This is a genomic window from Candidatus Poriferisodalis sp. (genome assembly GCF_965214215.1).
Taxonomy (GTDB): domain Bacteria; phylum Actinomycetota; class Acidimicrobiia; order Acidimicrobiales; family Poriferisodalaceae; genus Poriferisodalis.
On the sequence record NZ_CBDCBD010000003.1, the window covers coordinates 1,272,329 to 1,286,754 of the forward strand.

14 protein-coding genes are annotated in these 14,426 nt (G+C 67.1%); 9 read left to right on the forward strand and 5 right to left on the reverse strand.

What is annotated here, in order from left to right:
* Position 1: 1 nt before the first annotated feature.
* Positions 2-1,570: a sulfatase gene (locus ACOOF5_RS08155; protein ID WP_420438007.1), complete on the reverse strand. Its 1,569-nt coding sequence runs from the start codon at positions 1,568-1,570 to the stop codon at positions 2-4.
* 60 nt (positions 1,571-1,630) lie between these two features.
* Here ACOOF5_RS08155 and ACOOF5_RS08160 point away from each other — a divergent pair, with 60 nt between their 5' ends.
* From ACOOF5_RS08160 to ACOOF5_RS08175, 4 genes are all read left to right on the forward strand, one after another.
* Positions 1,631-1,951 carry a hypothetical protein gene (locus ACOOF5_RS08160; protein WP_420438008.1) on the forward strand — a complete coding sequence of 107 codons (321 nt, stop codon included), beginning with the start codon at positions 1,631-1,633 and terminating at the stop codon, positions 1,949-1,951.
* Positions 1,952-2,116: 165 nt separating this feature from the next.
* Positions 2,117-2,755, forward strand: a complete 639-nt coding sequence (locus ACOOF5_RS08165; RefSeq protein ID WP_420438009.1) for a hypothetical protein — start codon at positions 2,117-2,119, stop codon at positions 2,753-2,755.
* An 18-nt stretch (positions 2,756-2,773) separates the two neighbouring features.
* The gene (locus ACOOF5_RS08170; protein WP_419837667.1) at positions 2,774-3,103 is read left to right on the forward strand and encodes a hypothetical protein; all 330 of its coding nucleotides are present in this window, start codon (positions 2,774-2,776) and stop codon (positions 3,101-3,103) included.
* A gap of 8 nt (positions 3,104-3,111) precedes the next feature.
* Complete coding sequence (locus ACOOF5_RS08175; protein ID WP_420438010.1) at positions 3,112-3,684, forward strand: carboxymuconolactone decarboxylase family protein; 573 nt, start codon at positions 3,112-3,114, stop codon at positions 3,682-3,684.
* 9 nt (positions 3,685-3,693) lie between these two features.
* On the opposite strand, the gene ACOOF5_RS08180 is transcribed toward ACOOF5_RS08175, so the two are convergent.
* From ACOOF5_RS08180 to ACOOF5_RS08190, 3 genes are read right to left on the reverse strand one after another with little or no spacing between them, the layout of a single operon-like run.
* Positions 3,694-5,262 carry a sulfatase gene (locus ACOOF5_RS08180; protein WP_420438011.1) on the reverse strand — a complete coding sequence of 523 codons (1,569 nt, stop codon included), beginning with the start codon at positions 5,260-5,262 and terminating at the stop codon, positions 3,694-3,696.
* Entirely contained in the window at positions 5,259-5,819 is a 561-nt protein-coding gene (locus ACOOF5_RS08185) for a carboxymuconolactone decarboxylase family protein (protein ID WP_420438012.1), read from the reverse strand. Before ACOOF5_RS08185 ends, ACOOF5_RS08180 begins: the two co-directional genes overlap by 4 nt.
* Positions 5,816-6,568: an SDR family NAD(P)-dependent oxidoreductase gene (locus ACOOF5_RS08190; protein WP_420438013.1), complete on the reverse strand. Its 753-nt coding sequence runs from the start codon at positions 6,566-6,568 to the stop codon at positions 5,816-5,818. Before ACOOF5_RS08190 ends, ACOOF5_RS08185 begins: the two co-directional genes overlap by 4 nt.
* A gap of 67 nt (positions 6,569-6,635) precedes the next feature.
* Between ACOOF5_RS08190 and ACOOF5_RS08195 the strand changes: the two genes are divergently transcribed.
* From ACOOF5_RS08195 to ACOOF5_RS08210, 4 genes are read left to right on the forward strand one after another with little or no spacing between them, the layout of a single operon-like run.
* The gene (locus tag ACOOF5_RS08195; protein WP_420438014.1) at positions 6,636-7,625 is read left to right on the forward strand and encodes a hypothetical protein; all 990 of its coding nucleotides are present in this window, start codon (positions 6,636-6,638) and stop codon (positions 7,623-7,625) included.
* Position 7,626: 1 nt separating this feature from the next.
* Complete coding sequence (locus ACOOF5_RS08200; protein WP_420438015.1) at positions 7,627-8,724, forward strand: zinc-binding dehydrogenase; 1,098 nt, start codon at positions 7,627-7,629, stop codon at positions 8,722-8,724.
* Positions 8,725-9,945, forward strand: coding sequence for an FGGY-family carbohydrate kinase (locus ACOOF5_RS08205; protein WP_420438016.1), 1,221 nt, complete (start codon positions 8,725-8,727; stop codon positions 9,943-9,945). It begins immediately after the preceding gene.
* Positions 9,942-11,738: an aryl-sulfate sulfotransferase gene (locus tag ACOOF5_RS08210; protein ID WP_420438017.1), complete on the forward strand. Its 1,797-nt coding sequence runs from the start codon at positions 9,942-9,944 to the stop codon at positions 11,736-11,738. The genes ACOOF5_RS08205 and ACOOF5_RS08210 overlap by 4 nt, the downstream gene beginning before the upstream one ends.
* A gap of 105 nt (positions 11,739-11,843) precedes the next feature.
* Here the strand turns inward: ACOOF5_RS08210 and ACOOF5_RS08215 are convergent, their stop codons facing one another.
* On the reverse strand, positions 11,844-12,590 hold the full coding sequence (locus ACOOF5_RS08215) for an SDR family NAD(P)-dependent oxidoreductase (protein ID WP_420438019.1): 747 nt from the start codon (positions 12,588-12,590) through the stop codon (positions 11,844-11,846).
* A gap of 23 nt (positions 12,591-12,613) precedes the next feature.
* Between ACOOF5_RS08215 and ACOOF5_RS08220 the strand changes: the two genes are divergently transcribed.
* The gene (locus tag ACOOF5_RS08220; protein WP_420438021.1) at positions 12,614-14,302 is read left to right on the forward strand and encodes an amidohydrolase; all 1,689 of its coding nucleotides are present in this window, start codon (positions 12,614-12,616) and stop codon (positions 14,300-14,302) included.
* Positions 14,303-14,426: the final 124 nt, after the last annotated feature.

Below are 14,426 nucleotides of genomic sequence, written 5' to 3' on the forward strand. Positions count from 1 at the left end.
TCTACTTGGCGAACCACATGTACGCGAACCACTCGGTGTCGGGGGGCCCGGCGTAGGGCTCGAGTTCGTAGCGGCACGGGTCCTCGGTGAGGCGGGGATCGTCGTGCTCCTCGAGGATCGCGAGCAGCCGGGCTTCCATGCGGGCCCGTACGTCCTCGTAGGCCGGATCGGCGGCGATGTTGTGCAGGTAGTCGGGGTCGGTGCGCAGGTCGTACAGCTCTTCGCGGGGGCGCTTGCCCGCGGCGAGGTCGTACAACGGCTCGATGTCGAGATCCTCGCGTTTGAGCACCATCCACGCCTTGGTCGGGCCGTTGTCCCAGTCCATCAGTGTGACGAGAGGGTTGTTGCACAACGCCTGGTACGACGGCGGCTCCTCCTCTGGCCCCAGGTTGATCGGATCGCCCATCGGCCACCGATCGGGCTCGAAGTTGATGATGTAGATGAAGTCCTTCTCGCGCAGCGCCCGCTGGGGGTAGGGGAGGAAGCCGGCTCTCGCCTGGGCAACGTGGCGCTCGCGGCCGGTGACGACGAAGTCGCGTTCGGGGTCGACCTGGCCACTGGCGGTCGACCGCAGCACGGGCATGAGGCTGGTGGCGCTCATGTCGGCCGGCGGTTCGATGCCGCCCGCCTCGCACAGGGTGGGGCCGAAGTCCATGAGGTTCACGAAATCGTCGACGACGCGGCCGGGCTCGACCACGCCTGGCCACCGCACCGCCAACGCGACCTCGCAGCCGATGTCGTACAGGTTGTTCTTCGATCGGGGGATGCCCGGGATGCCGTGATCGCCCGACACCACCATGATCGTGTTGTCGTACTCGCCCGCCTTGGTCAGTTCCTCGACCAAGATGCCAAGACCACGGTCGAAGGCGAGGCATTCGCCCAGGTAGTCGGCGACGTCTTCGCGAACCTCATGGACATCGGGCATGAAGCCCGGCATCCGGCCCTCGAGGTCGTCGGGATCGATATCCCACAGGGCCTTGCCCGAGCCGCGCTCCCACGACCGATGCGTGTTGGCCGGGCCCCACCAGTAGCAGAACGGCCGATCGGTTCGCCGCGTGAGCATGAACGACCGGATGTTGTCGCGCGTTTCGGCGTAGAGCAGCTCCTTGGCCGTCTCGATGCCGTACTGCTCCCCGAGTCGGGTCACGAAGTGGGTGAACTGGTTGAAGTCGAGCCCGGCCTGGTTGTAGGCCGTGCGCACGCCGCCCATCGGGGCATTGCGGGTCTGCCCGGGGCTCCACACCTTGTAGGTGTGACCGATCTCGTAGCCGCCGCGAGCTTCGAGTTCGAGCGGGAAGGTGGGGATGTCGTCGTCCCAGTACGAGCCCATGAGGATGGCACCGAGACCGGTCTGCCAGAAGTAGCGGCCGGCGAGCATCGAGCTCCGGCACGGCGTGCAGGTCGGAGCCGGAACGAGCGCGTTGGTGAAGAGCGCGCCTTCGGCGGCGATCGCGTCGAAGTTCGGTGTCTCGATCAGGTCGTTCCAGGGGCTGGTGCCGTCGATCCCGCGGTACGCGCTGGCGTAGCGACCCCAGTCGTCCGCGAATGCGATCACGATGTTCGGCTTCACTGGCATCCCCTCGTCGAGACCGATACTGTAACGAACGTTAGGAATTTGGTCAGGAGGACCATGGGAGCCACACCTGCCGCAGTGGGAGGCTGGAAGCTCCGCTTGCAGACGGCCCGAGGGGAAGAGACTCCGGTGGTCGCCCTCGCGGCGGATGGCACCGGTGTGTACCAGAGTCCCGAAGGCTTGCTCGGGGTCGAGGCGACCTACGACGGCGACGACGTGGTCTTCATCGTCACCCACAAGACGGTGATGACCGACTTCAAGATCCGCTTCAAGGGAACCGTCTCGGGCGACACCTTCGACGGCGGGATGATGACCGTGATCGGACCGCACCCGGTCACGGGAGAACGAATTCTCGAGACCTCCGACGCCCGTGATTGAGGTCAGCCCAACCGCTGGAGTGCCGGGTCGTCGAGCGCGTAGGGCAACGCTCGGCAGATACGGCCGGGACCGCCGAGTTTCGTCGCCGCACATTCTCGGCCGAGACATGGTCTTTGCGCGCAAGAGTGTTGACAATCCGCCCGACGGCAAGGGAGTCTTGCACCCATGAGTACATCCACCGTTTCTTCACTCGCAGAGGTCGACCTGGCGGCCGAAGACGCCGTCCGGAGCTCGCTCGATGCGCTGGCCGCGCCCGGCTCGTTCTTCACCGGCGCCGAGCGGCTCGCGATCGCGGCCCACGCCCGCGTTGCCCGAGGCCTTGCGTCGGCCGCACCGGAGCTCCCCGCGGCGGTCGCCGAGGCCGCGCGCCGGATCTCTGTCGAGGCCATCACTACCCGCCCCGAGCACATCGCGGCCTGGGAAGCCGACGGCCACGACATTCTGAGCTATGTCGAGCTGGTCGCGGTCGTCTCCCTGATCACCACCATCGACTCGTACCGCATCGGTATCGGTGCCGAACTCGAGACGCTGCCTCCGCCGACCCCCGGCGACCCCGTCCCGGTCATCGGCGAGGGTGCCACCAAGGTTAACGCCTGGGTGCCAACGGTCGGGATAGCGCTCGCGCCCACCGCGCTGTCAGCGCTCCCGAACGAATCGAAGCACAAGGCCGATCTCGGCAAGCCGTTCTACCTTTCCGACAAGGTCGTGCACCAGTACGACGTCGAGCCGGGCCGCGAGCTCACCCGCATGCAGATGGAGCTGGTGGCGTCACGAACGTCGTGGCTCAATGAGTGCTTCTTTTGACTGTTCGGTCACACATGGATGCTCCGTGAGAGCGCCAAGCACCAGAACCAGCCGGTCAATGTCGTCGCCATCACCAACTCGATGCTCGACCCGCTCCTGCCCGCTGGCCGCGAGCTCATCGCGTTCGTCGATGCCATCGTCCTCACCGATTTCGATGAGCTGCCGATCGCCCGCCAAGAGCTGTTTGACGCTGCCGGTCCCGGAGCGGTCACCCGTGCCGCCGCGGTCTGCGCCGGCTTCGAGGGCACCAACCGAGTGGTCGATGCGGTGGGCGTGCCGGTCAACAAGCGCTACTTCGACATCGGCGACGAGCTGGGCGTGACCATTCCCGAACACCTGAAGGGCTGATAACCGAGATGAGCGACTATCACGACCGTCAAGAGTTCGAGCTTGCTCATTGGCCTGAGCTTCGCGAGAAGGTCAACGAACTCGTCAATCTCGTCAACAGCGAGCGGACGATTCCACGCGAGTTCAAGTCGATGCTGTTCACCATGGCGAGCGTGTCGAGCGGCTGCACCCACTGTCAGTCCCACGGCGCCTTCTCGCTCAACCGCATGGGCGTCGAGACCGAGCGCATCCAGGCGATCTGGGAATACGAAACGTCCGACCTGTTCACCGATGCGGAGCGAGCCGCGCTCGACCTGGTGCGCGCCGCGGCGCAGCTGCCGAACGCGGCTCGGCCCGAACACTTCGACGCTGTGCGGGAGCACTACTCGAACGAGCAGATCATCGAGATCGTGGCGTCGGCCTGCCTCGCCGGCTGGCTCAACCGATGGAACGACACGATCGCCACCGTCACCGACCAGGAATCCGTCGACTGGGCCACCGAAAACCTCAGCAGCGTCGGCTGGAAGGTCGGCAAGCACGTCGGCGAAGCCCACGAGCAACGCAAGGGCCACCCCTCCAGCGTCGGCTGGACCAAAGCCTGACGCTGGCGCTCAGCCCAGCACGATCGGGAGCGGGCTCCGGTCGACGGTGCGGATGAGCTCGTGGCTCAGCAGCCACGTCAGTTCGGCGCGGACGTCGCGGGCCGATGGATCGTCCCAGAGATTGCGCATCTCCTGCGGGTCGTCGTCGCGGTTGAAGAGCTCGCCCCAGTCCTGATCGAGGTACACCGACATCTTCCATTCGGGCGTGACGAGCGTGCGGATCCGCGGCGGCCACTGGTCGCCCGTGATCGGGATCGGCACGTGGCCATCGTGTTCGACCACAAGCTGGTCGCGGACTGGCGAACCGGTCGCCAGCGCGTCGGTGAGGTCGATGCCCTGGATGCCGTTGAAGCCCCTCGCCCCCGCGCGGGCGAGGACGGTGGCGCCGATGTCGATGGTTGAGACCAGCGCGTCAGACGTTGCAACCGAGGGGCGCTGGGGGTCGCTCCACAGGAATGGGACCTTGAGAATGCCGTCGAGGTTGACCGGCCCTTTCAGCATCAATCCATGGTCGCCCATCATGTCGCCGTGATCGCTGGTGTAGATCTGCACCGTCTTGTCGGCCTGGGCCGACGCCCCGATCGCGCCACGGATCACGCCGATGGCGTCGTCGACCATCGCCAACATTCCGGCGGTCAGCGCCATCGCTTCGGTCGCCTCGCGTTCGTCGACACGTTCGAGCGCGCCGCGGAACGCTCCAGGCTCAGGTCGGCGGTTGCGGAACATCTCGTAGAGCGGGGTGCCGCCCTCCATGCCAACGAAGCTCGCGGGCAGCGACATGTCGTCGGGTGAGTACATGTCCCAGTACTTGCCCGGTGGTGTGAACGGGTGGTGCGGATCGGGGAACGACACCATCAAGAAGAACGGTCGGTCGCTCTCGGTGCGCGCCTCGATGAAGTCAATGGCCCGGTCGCGGATCCAAGCTGTCGAGTAGGCCTCTTCGGGAAGTGCGGTCCGGATCGCGTCGGGTCGGACGAAGTCGTGGGGCAACTGGTTCTCGGGGCCGATGAGCCGTTCGTATTCGCCGAGGTGCTCGCGCAGCCAGCGCTCATGACCGCCGCCGGATCCATCGCCGTGGCGCGACACATGGTCGAAGTGGTCGAAGCCGTAGTAGGGGGGCTCGATGTCGTGGTCGGGGTCGGCAGCCCAGCGGTCGGCGTTCTCGTCCCGGTACACCGTTCCGGGTGGTACGAGTCGGGCCTCGGTGTGGGGGTCGGTGTCCCACTCGCCCCGCTGCATCCGCGCGCTCATGTCGCTGAATGGCTGCTGATGCCCCTTGCCGATGAGTCCCGTGGCGTACCCGGCCCGGCGGAGGCAGTCGACGAACGTGTTGCTGTCGAGCGGCAGCGACAGGCCGTTGTGGCGAACACCATTGACGCTCGGCATCCGGCACGTGAGCAGCGACGCCCGGTTCGGCATGCAGATCGGGTGCGCGACGAAGCCGTTGACGAACCGGGTGCCGCTCGCCGCGATGGCATCGATGTTCGGCGTCTCGAGGACAGGGTGGCCGGCACAACCGAGCCAGTCGGCCCGCTGCTGGTCGGTCATGAAGAGCACGAAACTCGGGCGGTCGCTCATGCGTCGAACCCGGGCTTGCCTGGGTTGACGCCGAGCCCGAAGACGTTGGCGAGCGTCGTGACCAAGGTGTAGTGCCCGAAGAAGATGACGAGTTCGAGCATCATCTCGGTCGAGTAGCGCTCGGCAAGTGCGTCCCACACCGGCGTCGGGATCATGCAGTCCGACACGAGCCCTTCGACCGTGCGGAGAACCGTGCGATCCCAGTCGTCCCAGCCGCCGGCCTCGGCGCCGACCTTCACCCGGGCGAGGTCGTCGCCGGTCAGACCCGCATCGAGGGCGGGCTGCGCGTGCTGGCTCCATTCGAACTCCGACTGATAGAGCCACGCCATTCGCAGAATCATCAGCTCGCGATCGCGGACCGGGAGCTGCGTTTCGAAGTTGGCGAAGGACCCGGTCGCCTTGAGCCGCCGATGGGCCTCCGGGTGTTGGGCGACGAGCTGGAAGAGGTTGACGTGTCGTTGCTCGTCGGTGGTGAGCGAGCGCTGTTCTTCGTTGAACTCGTGAGGAGCGAGGAGCGGAACCCGCGGCGCAGCGAGGCGCTCGGATGCGTCGCTCATAGCATCATCCCGCCGTCGATGGGGGTTGCGATTCCCGTGACCCAGGCGGCCTCGTCGGACGCGAGGTAGGCAATCGCGGATGCGATGTCGGCAGGCATACCCAACCGGCCCATCGGAACCTTGGCCTTGACCTCAGCCCGCAGGACCGGATCGGCGAACGACTTCGCCGCGAGCGGGGTCTCGACCAAGCCAGGGCACAGGCAGTTGACGCGGATCTGGTCGGCGGCGTACTCGACCGCCGCGACCTTGGTCAGACCGACGACGCCGTGCTTGGCGGCGTGGTACGCACTGCCGGCCACCTCGCCGCCCTTGATCCCCGCGATCGACGAGATGTTGATGATGCTGCCGCCGCCCTGCGCGAGCATCGGCGGAATCTCGTACTTCATCGAGAGCCAGACGCCCGTGAGGTCGATGTCGATCACCTCGCGAAAGTACGTCTCGTCCATCTCGTGGGCTCGGGTCTTCTGCCCGCCGATGCCCGCGTTGTTGACGGCGACGTCGAGCCGGCCGAAGGCGTCGAGCGTTTGGGCCACCATGCGCTCGACGTCAGCGGCGATGGCGACGTCGCCCTGGACGAAGCATGCCGTGCCGCCCGCTGCCTCGATCTCGGCCACCGCGGCCACGCCCGCTGAGGCCCGTCGTCCGGTGATGACAACCGATGCGCCTTCGGAGGCGAGCCGGAGCGCCGCTTCGAGACCGATTCCCATCGTGCCGCCGGTGATCAGCGCTGATTTGCCCTCGAATCGCATCGTCGACCCCTCTCCTCCGTCTCTCGCACACTAGTAACGACCGTGATGATCGGCTAGAACGAAGTCTGTGAAGACGCTGGACGCCAAGCTCGATGCGCTCGCCGCACGGCCCGATGGAGGCGACTTCATCATCTGCTACGCCGCTGACCCCGACATGGGCGGCGGCCTGCGCCCGACCATCGGGCAGGGGATCGACCCGGCGGTCTGGCGAGACGAGATGGCCGCCATCACCGAAGCCGGGCACACCGACATCCTGCTCGCATCGGTTTCGACGATGGACCACCTCGCCCGCGATCGCGGCCTGTTCCGCGAGTCGCCGGTAACGCCGGCGATCCGGGCCAACGACACCACCGACATCTGGATGGTGCGAGGCGGGTCGTACAGCACGCAGCCATCCCGTCCCTTCGCTACCACGACGGTGCGCGAAGCCATGTACGGCACGCTCCATCCCGTGCCGGACCAGGCGGTCGACGTGCCGCTCGGGCTGTGGTCGATCACGTTCAACAACGATCTCGAGGCCGACGAACGGTCGCTCCTTCGTTACCGCGACTTCCGGGCTGAGGCTGCGCAGGAGGGGTTCCGGCACTTCGTCGAGGTCTTCAACCCCAATGTCGCGGACCCGGGCATCGACGGGCCGGTCGGCGACTATGTGAACGACTGCATCGCACGCATGCTTGCGGGCGTTCCGCGAGCGAGCCGGCCCGAGTTCCTGAAGGTCGCCTACAACGGTCCCCACGCGCTCGAAGACCTCGTGAGGGGGATCGACGTCGTCGTCGGCGTGCTCGGGGGTCCGCCCAGCACGGCCAACGACTCCTTCACGCTTGTGCGCGACGTGAAGCGATCCGGGGGACGGGTGGCGCTGTTCGGCCGTCGCATCAAGGTCGCCGACTCGCCGATCTTGTTTTGCGAGCTTCTCCGCCGAGTCGCCGACGACGAACTCTCGCCCGAAGACGCCACTCGCGAGTACCACGGACGCCTCACCGCGGCCGGCATCACGCCGTCCCGGTCGCTCGAGGACGATCTCATGATCGAGACCCCCGAGCTGCTGGGAAGCTGACGTGGAACAGCTCGACCATCTGCCGGGCTCGATGGAGTGCGTGATCTGTCATGGTCCGCACGACTATCGCCACGACCACAAGCCGGTGCCGACGGCCGGCCCGGGTGAGGTCCTGTTGGCTGTCCATTCGGCCGGACTGTGCGCCAGCGACGTCGCCTGCTGGAAGGGGGCGTTCGGTTACTGGCCCGGCGACGGCATGCCTGGCTTCGTTCAACCACCTGTTGTTCCCGGTCACGAGTTCGTCGGCACCGTTGTGGGCCTCGGAGAAGGTGCCGCCAACAAGCACGGGTTGGCGCTCGGGGATGTCGCGGTCAGCGAGCAGATCACGCCGTGTTGGGATTGCCGGTTCTGCAATCGGGGGCAGTACTGGATGTGTCAGAACACCGAGATCTACGGGTTTCGCCAGCACGCCCAAGGAGCGATGGCCGACTACATGGTGTTCCCGGCCAACGCCATCAACCACAAGGTGCCCGACACCGTCTCGATCGACCACGCCGTGTTCATCGAGCCGCTCGCGTGTGCGATCCACGCCGTCGATCGCGGCAACATCACCGAAGGCGACACGGTGGTGGTCGCCGGCTGCGGGCCGATCGGGCTCGGGATGGTCGCCGCGGCAAGACAGGCGAATCCCGGGTTGTTGATCGCCAGTGACCTGCACCCCGGCCGGCTCGAGCTGGCGAGGGCGTGCGGCGCCGATCTCACGATCAACCCTGGCGAGGTCGACATCATCGACGAGGTTCGCGGCCTCACCGAGGGGTACGGGTGCGACGTCTTCCTCGAAGCGTCAGGCCATCCATCCGCCGTCGACCAAGGGCTCCGGATGCTCCGCAAGCTCGGCACGTTCGTGGTCTTCGGTGTCTTCAAGGAGAAGGTCACCACCGAGTGGTCGATCATTGGCGACCGCAAGGAACTCGACGTTCTCGGTGCCCATCTCGGGCCGTACACCTACCCCCGAGCGATCGAGATGATCGCCGCTGGGGCGTTGCCGCTGGAACGCATCATCTCCCACCGCCTGCCGTTCTCCGAGATCGACACAGCGCTGGAACTGACCGCCCGCGGGTCCGACTCCATCAAGGTCACCCTCGCGCCGGGTTTGTAAATGGCCGACGCTTTCATCGGACTCGATCTCGGAACCACGGGGATCAAAGCGGTCGCGTTCGATGAACACGATCGGCAGCTCGCACTCACCACGGTGCCGACGCCGACCAACCACGTGCCCACCGGCGGCGCCGAGTACCGCGCCGAAGAACTGTGGGCTGCTGCGTGTTCTGTCCTGCAGGGGGTCACGCAGCAGCTCACGGCCTCCGGCCACGTCGCGGCCGCGATCGCGGTGGCCTCGATGGGCGAGTCGGGCGTGCTCGTCGATAGCGCGGGCCAGTCGGTTGCCCCGGTCATCGCGTGGTTCGATGCACGCACCGAGCCGCAAGCCGCCTGGTGGCGCGAGCACGTGGGGGCGGAGCGCACCCAAGCGATCGCAGCAGTCCAGCCCCGGCCGATGTTCGCCGCCGCCAAGATGCTGTGGACGAAGGCGCACCTCCCTGCTGCGTGGGCTGCGGGCCAGCACTGGCTGAACATGGCCGATTGGGCCACGCTTCGCTTGAGCGGCGTGATGGCCACCGACCATTCGCTCGCGTCAAGAACGATGCTCTTCGACCTGGCGGCGCGGACTTGGTCCGACGAGCTGATCGGTGCTGCAGGCCTCGATCCCACGATGCTGGCGCCGCTGATCGAGAGCGGGCAGCGCGTCGGGACGGTGACCACCGAGGCGGCTGAATCGACCGGCCTTCCGGTCGGCCTTCCGGTCGGGGCCGGTGGGCAAGATCACGTCTGTGCCGCCCTAGCGCTCGACGTGACCGAGCCGGGCATGTTGCTCGACTCGATCGGCACGGCCGAGGCGTTTTTCCTGGTCACCGACGGCGTTGACGACACCGATCGTCTGGCGGCGGCGGGCATCGGCCAAGGCGCCCACGTCGAACCGGGGCGCACCTACGCCATGACCGGCTTGGCGCCGGGCGGCGGCCGCATCGATCAAGCCCGCGAAGACTCGGGGCTCGATTGGGATGCGTTCCTTGCCACGCCTGAGGCCGACGCGGTCATCGAGTCGGTGGCCGTCGACGGCGAAGCGAGGATCGCCGAACTGCTCGACGCCGCTGGAGCCGCCGACGTTCGCCACATCGCCACCGGTGGCGGGTCCCGGAACCACCGGCTGATCGAACGCAAGCAAGCGATCGGCGGTCGCCCGATCACTGTCGCGCCCGAAACCGAAGCGACGGCGCTCGGCGCGGCGATCCTCGCCCGCCGCGCTCTGGAGGCCCTATGACCACTTACTCCCATGGCCTCACCGACGACGAGGCCAAAGCGGTTCAGGCCAACCAGGCTCACCGCGTGGGCACGCTCTTCCGGGCCCTCGACCTCGATGGCGACGGCATCATCTCCGCCGACGAGATCGACCGGGCTACCGAGTCGCTGCTCGCTCTCGACCTCGATGGCGACGGCCAACTCTCCGAAGACGAATGTGGTGGCCCGTTCCGCTACCCCGGGGGTGGTCGCACGAGCGCGATCTACCGCATCCTCGATCTCGACGGTGACGGCGTCATCGCCGCGGCCGACATCACCGACGCGCCCGCCCGGCTGCGGCGGCTCGACCGGCTCGGCAAGGGTCACCTGACCCCCGCCGACAACGGCATGGGGGGCAATGCGGTCCGCCAGAACTGGTTCGATGGCCCAGCCCACTTCCTGGCGAACCAAGACACGCTGCGGTCGTACGTGCTCGAAGACACCGGTGAGGTCCTGCCGGGCACCGACCCTCGGCAAGATCCCTCGTTTCACCTCGTCCAGGAGCACGCCAACGCGATGGACGTGTGGGTCGCTCGCGACCTCTACCTCCTCGACTCCCAGGGTGAGCGGGTGCACTGGTGGCCGGCTCGCAATCATGCGTCCGAGACGGTGAGCGCCCGGCTGCGCGACGACGGCCTGCTGATCCGCACGAGTTGCCCGGGCATCTGGCTCGAAACGCTCGCGTTCCCGGTCGGCGCCCACGGCATCGTCTCGATCGAGGAGCCCGACGGCACGGTCGTGTGGCAGTGGGAGCTGTTCGAACCCGGTCGGCGGGTCCTGCATCACTCGTTCGATCCGATGCCCAACGGCAACATCCTCGTCACCATGTACGACGGCCGCACCTTCGACGAGGCGGTCGACCTCGGATGGATCGAACAGGGTCGTGAGGTCCTCCTGCGGCCACCCGACCTCACCCGCTGGTGGACGGAGTCGATCCTCGAACTTGAACCGAATCTCGAGACCGGCGAAACGCGGGTGGTCTGGGAATGGCACTCGATCGACCATCTCGTGCAAGACGCCGACCCCGACAAGCCCTTCTACGGCGAGATCGGGCCCGGTTGTCGCAAGATCGATCTGAACTACACGCGGTACGAGAACTACCGGTTCAACATGGGCCAGGTCATGCACGTCAACTCGGTCAGCTACGACCCAGCGCGTGACCAGATCCTGCTGAGCTCGGCAATGCACGGCGAGCTTTGGATCATCGACCACGCCACCACCACCGAGGAAGCTGCGGGCCCAGCCGGCGATCTGTTGTACCGCTGCGGCAACCAGCAGGCGCACAAGGGCGGACCGGTGAGGACCTTCGACTGGCAACACGACATCGGTTGGATTCCGCCCGGCCGCCCCGGCGCGGGCAACGTGCTGGTCTTCAACAACGGCGCACGTTCGGCCGGTGACCTTCCTGCGCCTCATCCGAAGCGCCTCCAGTTCGGCGACGGGCACTCTGAGATCCTCGAGCTGTCGATGCCTGTCGATGACGAGGGGGTATGGACGTGGGATCTCGACGATCCGCTCAATGCCGCCGAGATCGTGTGGTCCTACAACGCGGACGGCTCGAACGGCTGGTTCTCGCCTTTCATGTCGGGCGCGGCGCGCTTGCCCAACGGCAACACCGTCACCGCGCTCGGTTTCAACAAGCAACTGCGCGAGGTCACCCCTGAGGGTGAGACCGTCATGGACCTGCGCCCGGGTGGCGCGGGCCGGGTCTTCCGCGCCGTTCCGATCGACGCCGACCATCCCGGACTCGCCTGTCTGGGTATCTCGGGTCGATGATCGCCACCGCTGTCAGGCCGGTGGCGGTCGGGCGAAGGCGACTTCCAACGTGGTCGGCCCGACACGGGGGTCGCGTCGGTTGGTGCTCATGTCGTCAAGGCTGACTCAGCCGGCGCCTCCGGTGACCCGCTGGTTGAGGGTGGCGAGGAAGCCGTCGTAGTCGTTGAGCTTCGCCTTCAACATCTGGTCGCCGCCCTCGCCCGGCAGGATGAGGAACGTCTCGGCTGAGATGCCCGCGACAACAGCGTCGACGACGTGGTCGACCGACAACGGCTCCATGAGCGCCCCGCCGAACTCGGCGATCATCGGGGTGTCGACCACCGTCGGGCAGATGGCAGCGACGTGGATCTCGTGACCGTGGTTGATCGCCAGCCATTCCGCAACGCCGACGGCCGCGTGCTTGCTCACCGCGTAGTTGAAGCTGACCGGGCCGGTGACGAGTCCGGCCACGGACGCAGTGATGACGAACGCACCGTTCCGCTCTGCGAGGTGGGGAACCACGGCCCGGGCTGCGTACGCAGGGCCCATGGCGTTGATGCTGATCGATAGATCCCACTTCTCGTCGTCGGTGTCGATGCCTCCGCCGGCGCCGATACCGGCGTTGGCGAAGAACATGTCGATGTGCCCCATCGCCTTGATGGCGCCGGCAATCAAGGCCTCGACCGATGCGGGGTCGGCCACATCGCAGGCGATGGCCGTGCCACCGATCGCCGCGGCCACCTCGGCGGCGCCGTCGGCGTTGACGTCGCTCACCACCACGTTCGCGCCCATCGACGCAAACCGTTCGCACATCCCCTGGCCGATCCCCGATGCTCCACCGGTGATGACGACGTTCTTCCCTGCGATGTCCATGCCCGGAACCTAATCTCCGCCAAATGGGCGTTCCGCAGCCTGCCGATGTCGTTTTCCACAACGGGCTCGTACTGGGTGCAGGCGCGCCAGACGGTGCACCGGTCGACGTCGTCACCGTCACGGGCAACACGATTACCGGTGTCGGTGGCGACGCCGTGCTCGCCGCAGTTGGCCCCAACACCCATGTTGTCGACCTCGATGGCCGCACGCTGGTGCCGGGGATCAACGACGGGCATCTCCATGTCGGGATGTACGGCCGGAGCCTCCCGCCCCTGTCGATTGACGTCTCGCCCGCGGCACGCCCGACGGTGCGTTCGGTCCGTGACGCGATCGCTGATCGTGTCGAGGAGGTCGAACCGGGCGCTTGGATCCGCGGCCACGGATGGTCGGGTCATGCGCTATTGGATCTTCCCGCAGCTGAGCCGTCGGCCGCGTTGCTCGATGAGGTGTCCCCGGTCAACCCGGTCGCGCTTACCGACTTCAGCGGCCATGCAGTCTGGGTCAACTCGGCGGCGATGGCCGCGGCAGGCATCACCCGGCAGTCGGTCGTGCCGACCGGTGGCCTCGCCCGACGCGACGGGGCCGGTGACTTCACCGGCTTGTTCGTCGACGGTGCTCGCCAGCTGATCGATCACCACATCCCGCCGCCAACGCCTGCCGAACTCGAAGCCGCGGTGCGGGCCGCGATGGCGGAGCTGCATCGCAACGGCGTCACGTCGATCACTGACGCCGCGCTCAGCCCCCAGTCGGGCTATGACAATCCCCTCGGCAGTGCCGCGGTCTACGAACTGCTCCAGCGCATCTGTGGCCGTCACGACGTGCCGATGCGAACGAACGCGCTGCTCACATTCAGCCCGGTGGGGAGCTCGCTCATCGACCCGACCCGGGAGGGCCTCGCGGCCTGGCAGCGGCCCGAGACCGACGAGCGCTGGTTCGCGGTTCGCGGTCTGAAGATCTTCGCCGATGGCGTCCCCCCGAGTTGCACCGCATGGATGTCGGCGCCGTACCCCGATGGCAGCCACGGGTGTCTCACCGTCGGCGGAGACACCGACGACGACCGCATCGAAGAGCTCCATCTCCTGATCCGAGAAGGGCACGACCGGGGGCTGCAGGTCGGCGTTCATGCCACCGGCGACCGCACCGCCGACGCTGTCATCCACGGTTTCGCGGCCGCGCTCGCGGCGGTGCCTCGAGCCGATCCTCGGCACTACATCATCCACGGGCCGATGGCGCGGCCGGAAGTCGTCCAGCGGGCGGGTGCCCTCGGCGTCGGCTTCAACGTGCAGCCGTCGCTCAAGTCGACCTCCACGCGCGCGATCGAGGCACTGTTCGGGCGCGAGCTAAGCGAGTGGCAATGGCCACTGCGATCGATGGTCGACAGTGGAGCGCTCGTGGCTTCCTCGTCTGACGCACCGATCTGCGCCCCGAACTGGCGCCACGGCGTTGCCAGCGCCGTGCTGCGCGAGACGCCCGACGGCGAGGTGTACGGCGCCGAGCAGCGGCTCACGGTCGACGAGACGCTGCGGTCCTACACCGAGGCCGGCGCTTGGCAGGACGCCGCCGAGTCGTGGAAGGGCACGATCGAGGTGCGGAAGGTCGCCGACCTGTGCGTCGTCGACGCCCGGCTTTCGACCGACGACCCGCACACGTTCGCCGATACGGCCGTGTCGCTCACCATGGTCGACGGCCTCGTGGTGCACGGGGAGCTTTGACATGGCACCGAAGCTGGTATTCATCCTTGTCGCCGACCGGCTCAACGCCGCCCGAGTCGGCTTCGACGACGCTTGAACGTCGAGCCGCCGGCCCGTCCGGTGACGCTGGCATGCTGTCCGTGAA

Bases quoted from the DNA above. Each gene is read 5' to 3' on its own strand.
- ACOOF5_RS08160 (WP_420438008.1), top strand. From the start codon at position 1,631: ATGGGAGCCACACCTGCCGCAGTGGGAGGCTGGAAGCTCCGCTTGCAG.
- ACOOF5_RS08165 (WP_420438009.1), top strand. From the start codon at position 2,117: ATGAGTACATCCACCGTTTCTTCACTCGCAGAGGTCGACCTGGCGGCC.
- ACOOF5_RS08170 (WP_419837667.1), top strand. From the start codon at position 2,774: ATGCTCCGTGAGAGCGCCAAGCACCAGAACCAGCCGGTCAATGTCGTC.
- ACOOF5_RS08175 (WP_420438010.1), top strand. From the start codon at position 3,112: ATGAGCGACTATCACGACCGTCAAGAGTTCGAGCTTGCTCATTGGCCT.
- ACOOF5_RS08180 (WP_420438011.1), bottom strand. From the start codon at position 5,262: ATGAGCGACCGCCCGAGTTTCGTGCTCTTCATGACCGACCAGCAGCGG.
- ACOOF5_RS08185 (WP_420438012.1), bottom strand. From the start codon at position 5,819: ATGAGCGACGCATCCGAGCGCCTCGCTGCGCCGCGGGTTCCGCTCCTC.
- ACOOF5_RS08190 (WP_420438013.1), bottom strand. From the start codon at position 6,568: ATGCGATTCGAGGGCAAATCAGCGCTGATCACCGGCGGCACGATGGGA.
- ACOOF5_RS08205 (WP_420438016.1), top strand. From the start codon at position 8,725: ATGGCCGACGCTTTCATCGGACTCGATCTCGGAACCACGGGGATCAAA.
- ACOOF5_RS08210 (WP_420438017.1), top strand. From the start codon at position 9,942: ATGACCACTTACTCCCATGGCCTCACCGACGACGAGGCCAAAGCGGTT.
- ACOOF5_RS08215 (WP_420438019.1), bottom strand. From the start codon at position 12,590: ATGGACATCGCAGGGAAGAACGTCGTCATCACCGGTGGAGCATCGGGG.
- ACOOF5_RS08220 (WP_420438021.1), top strand. From the start codon at position 12,614: ATGGGCGTTCCGCAGCCTGCCGATGTCGTTTTCCACAACGGGCTCGTA.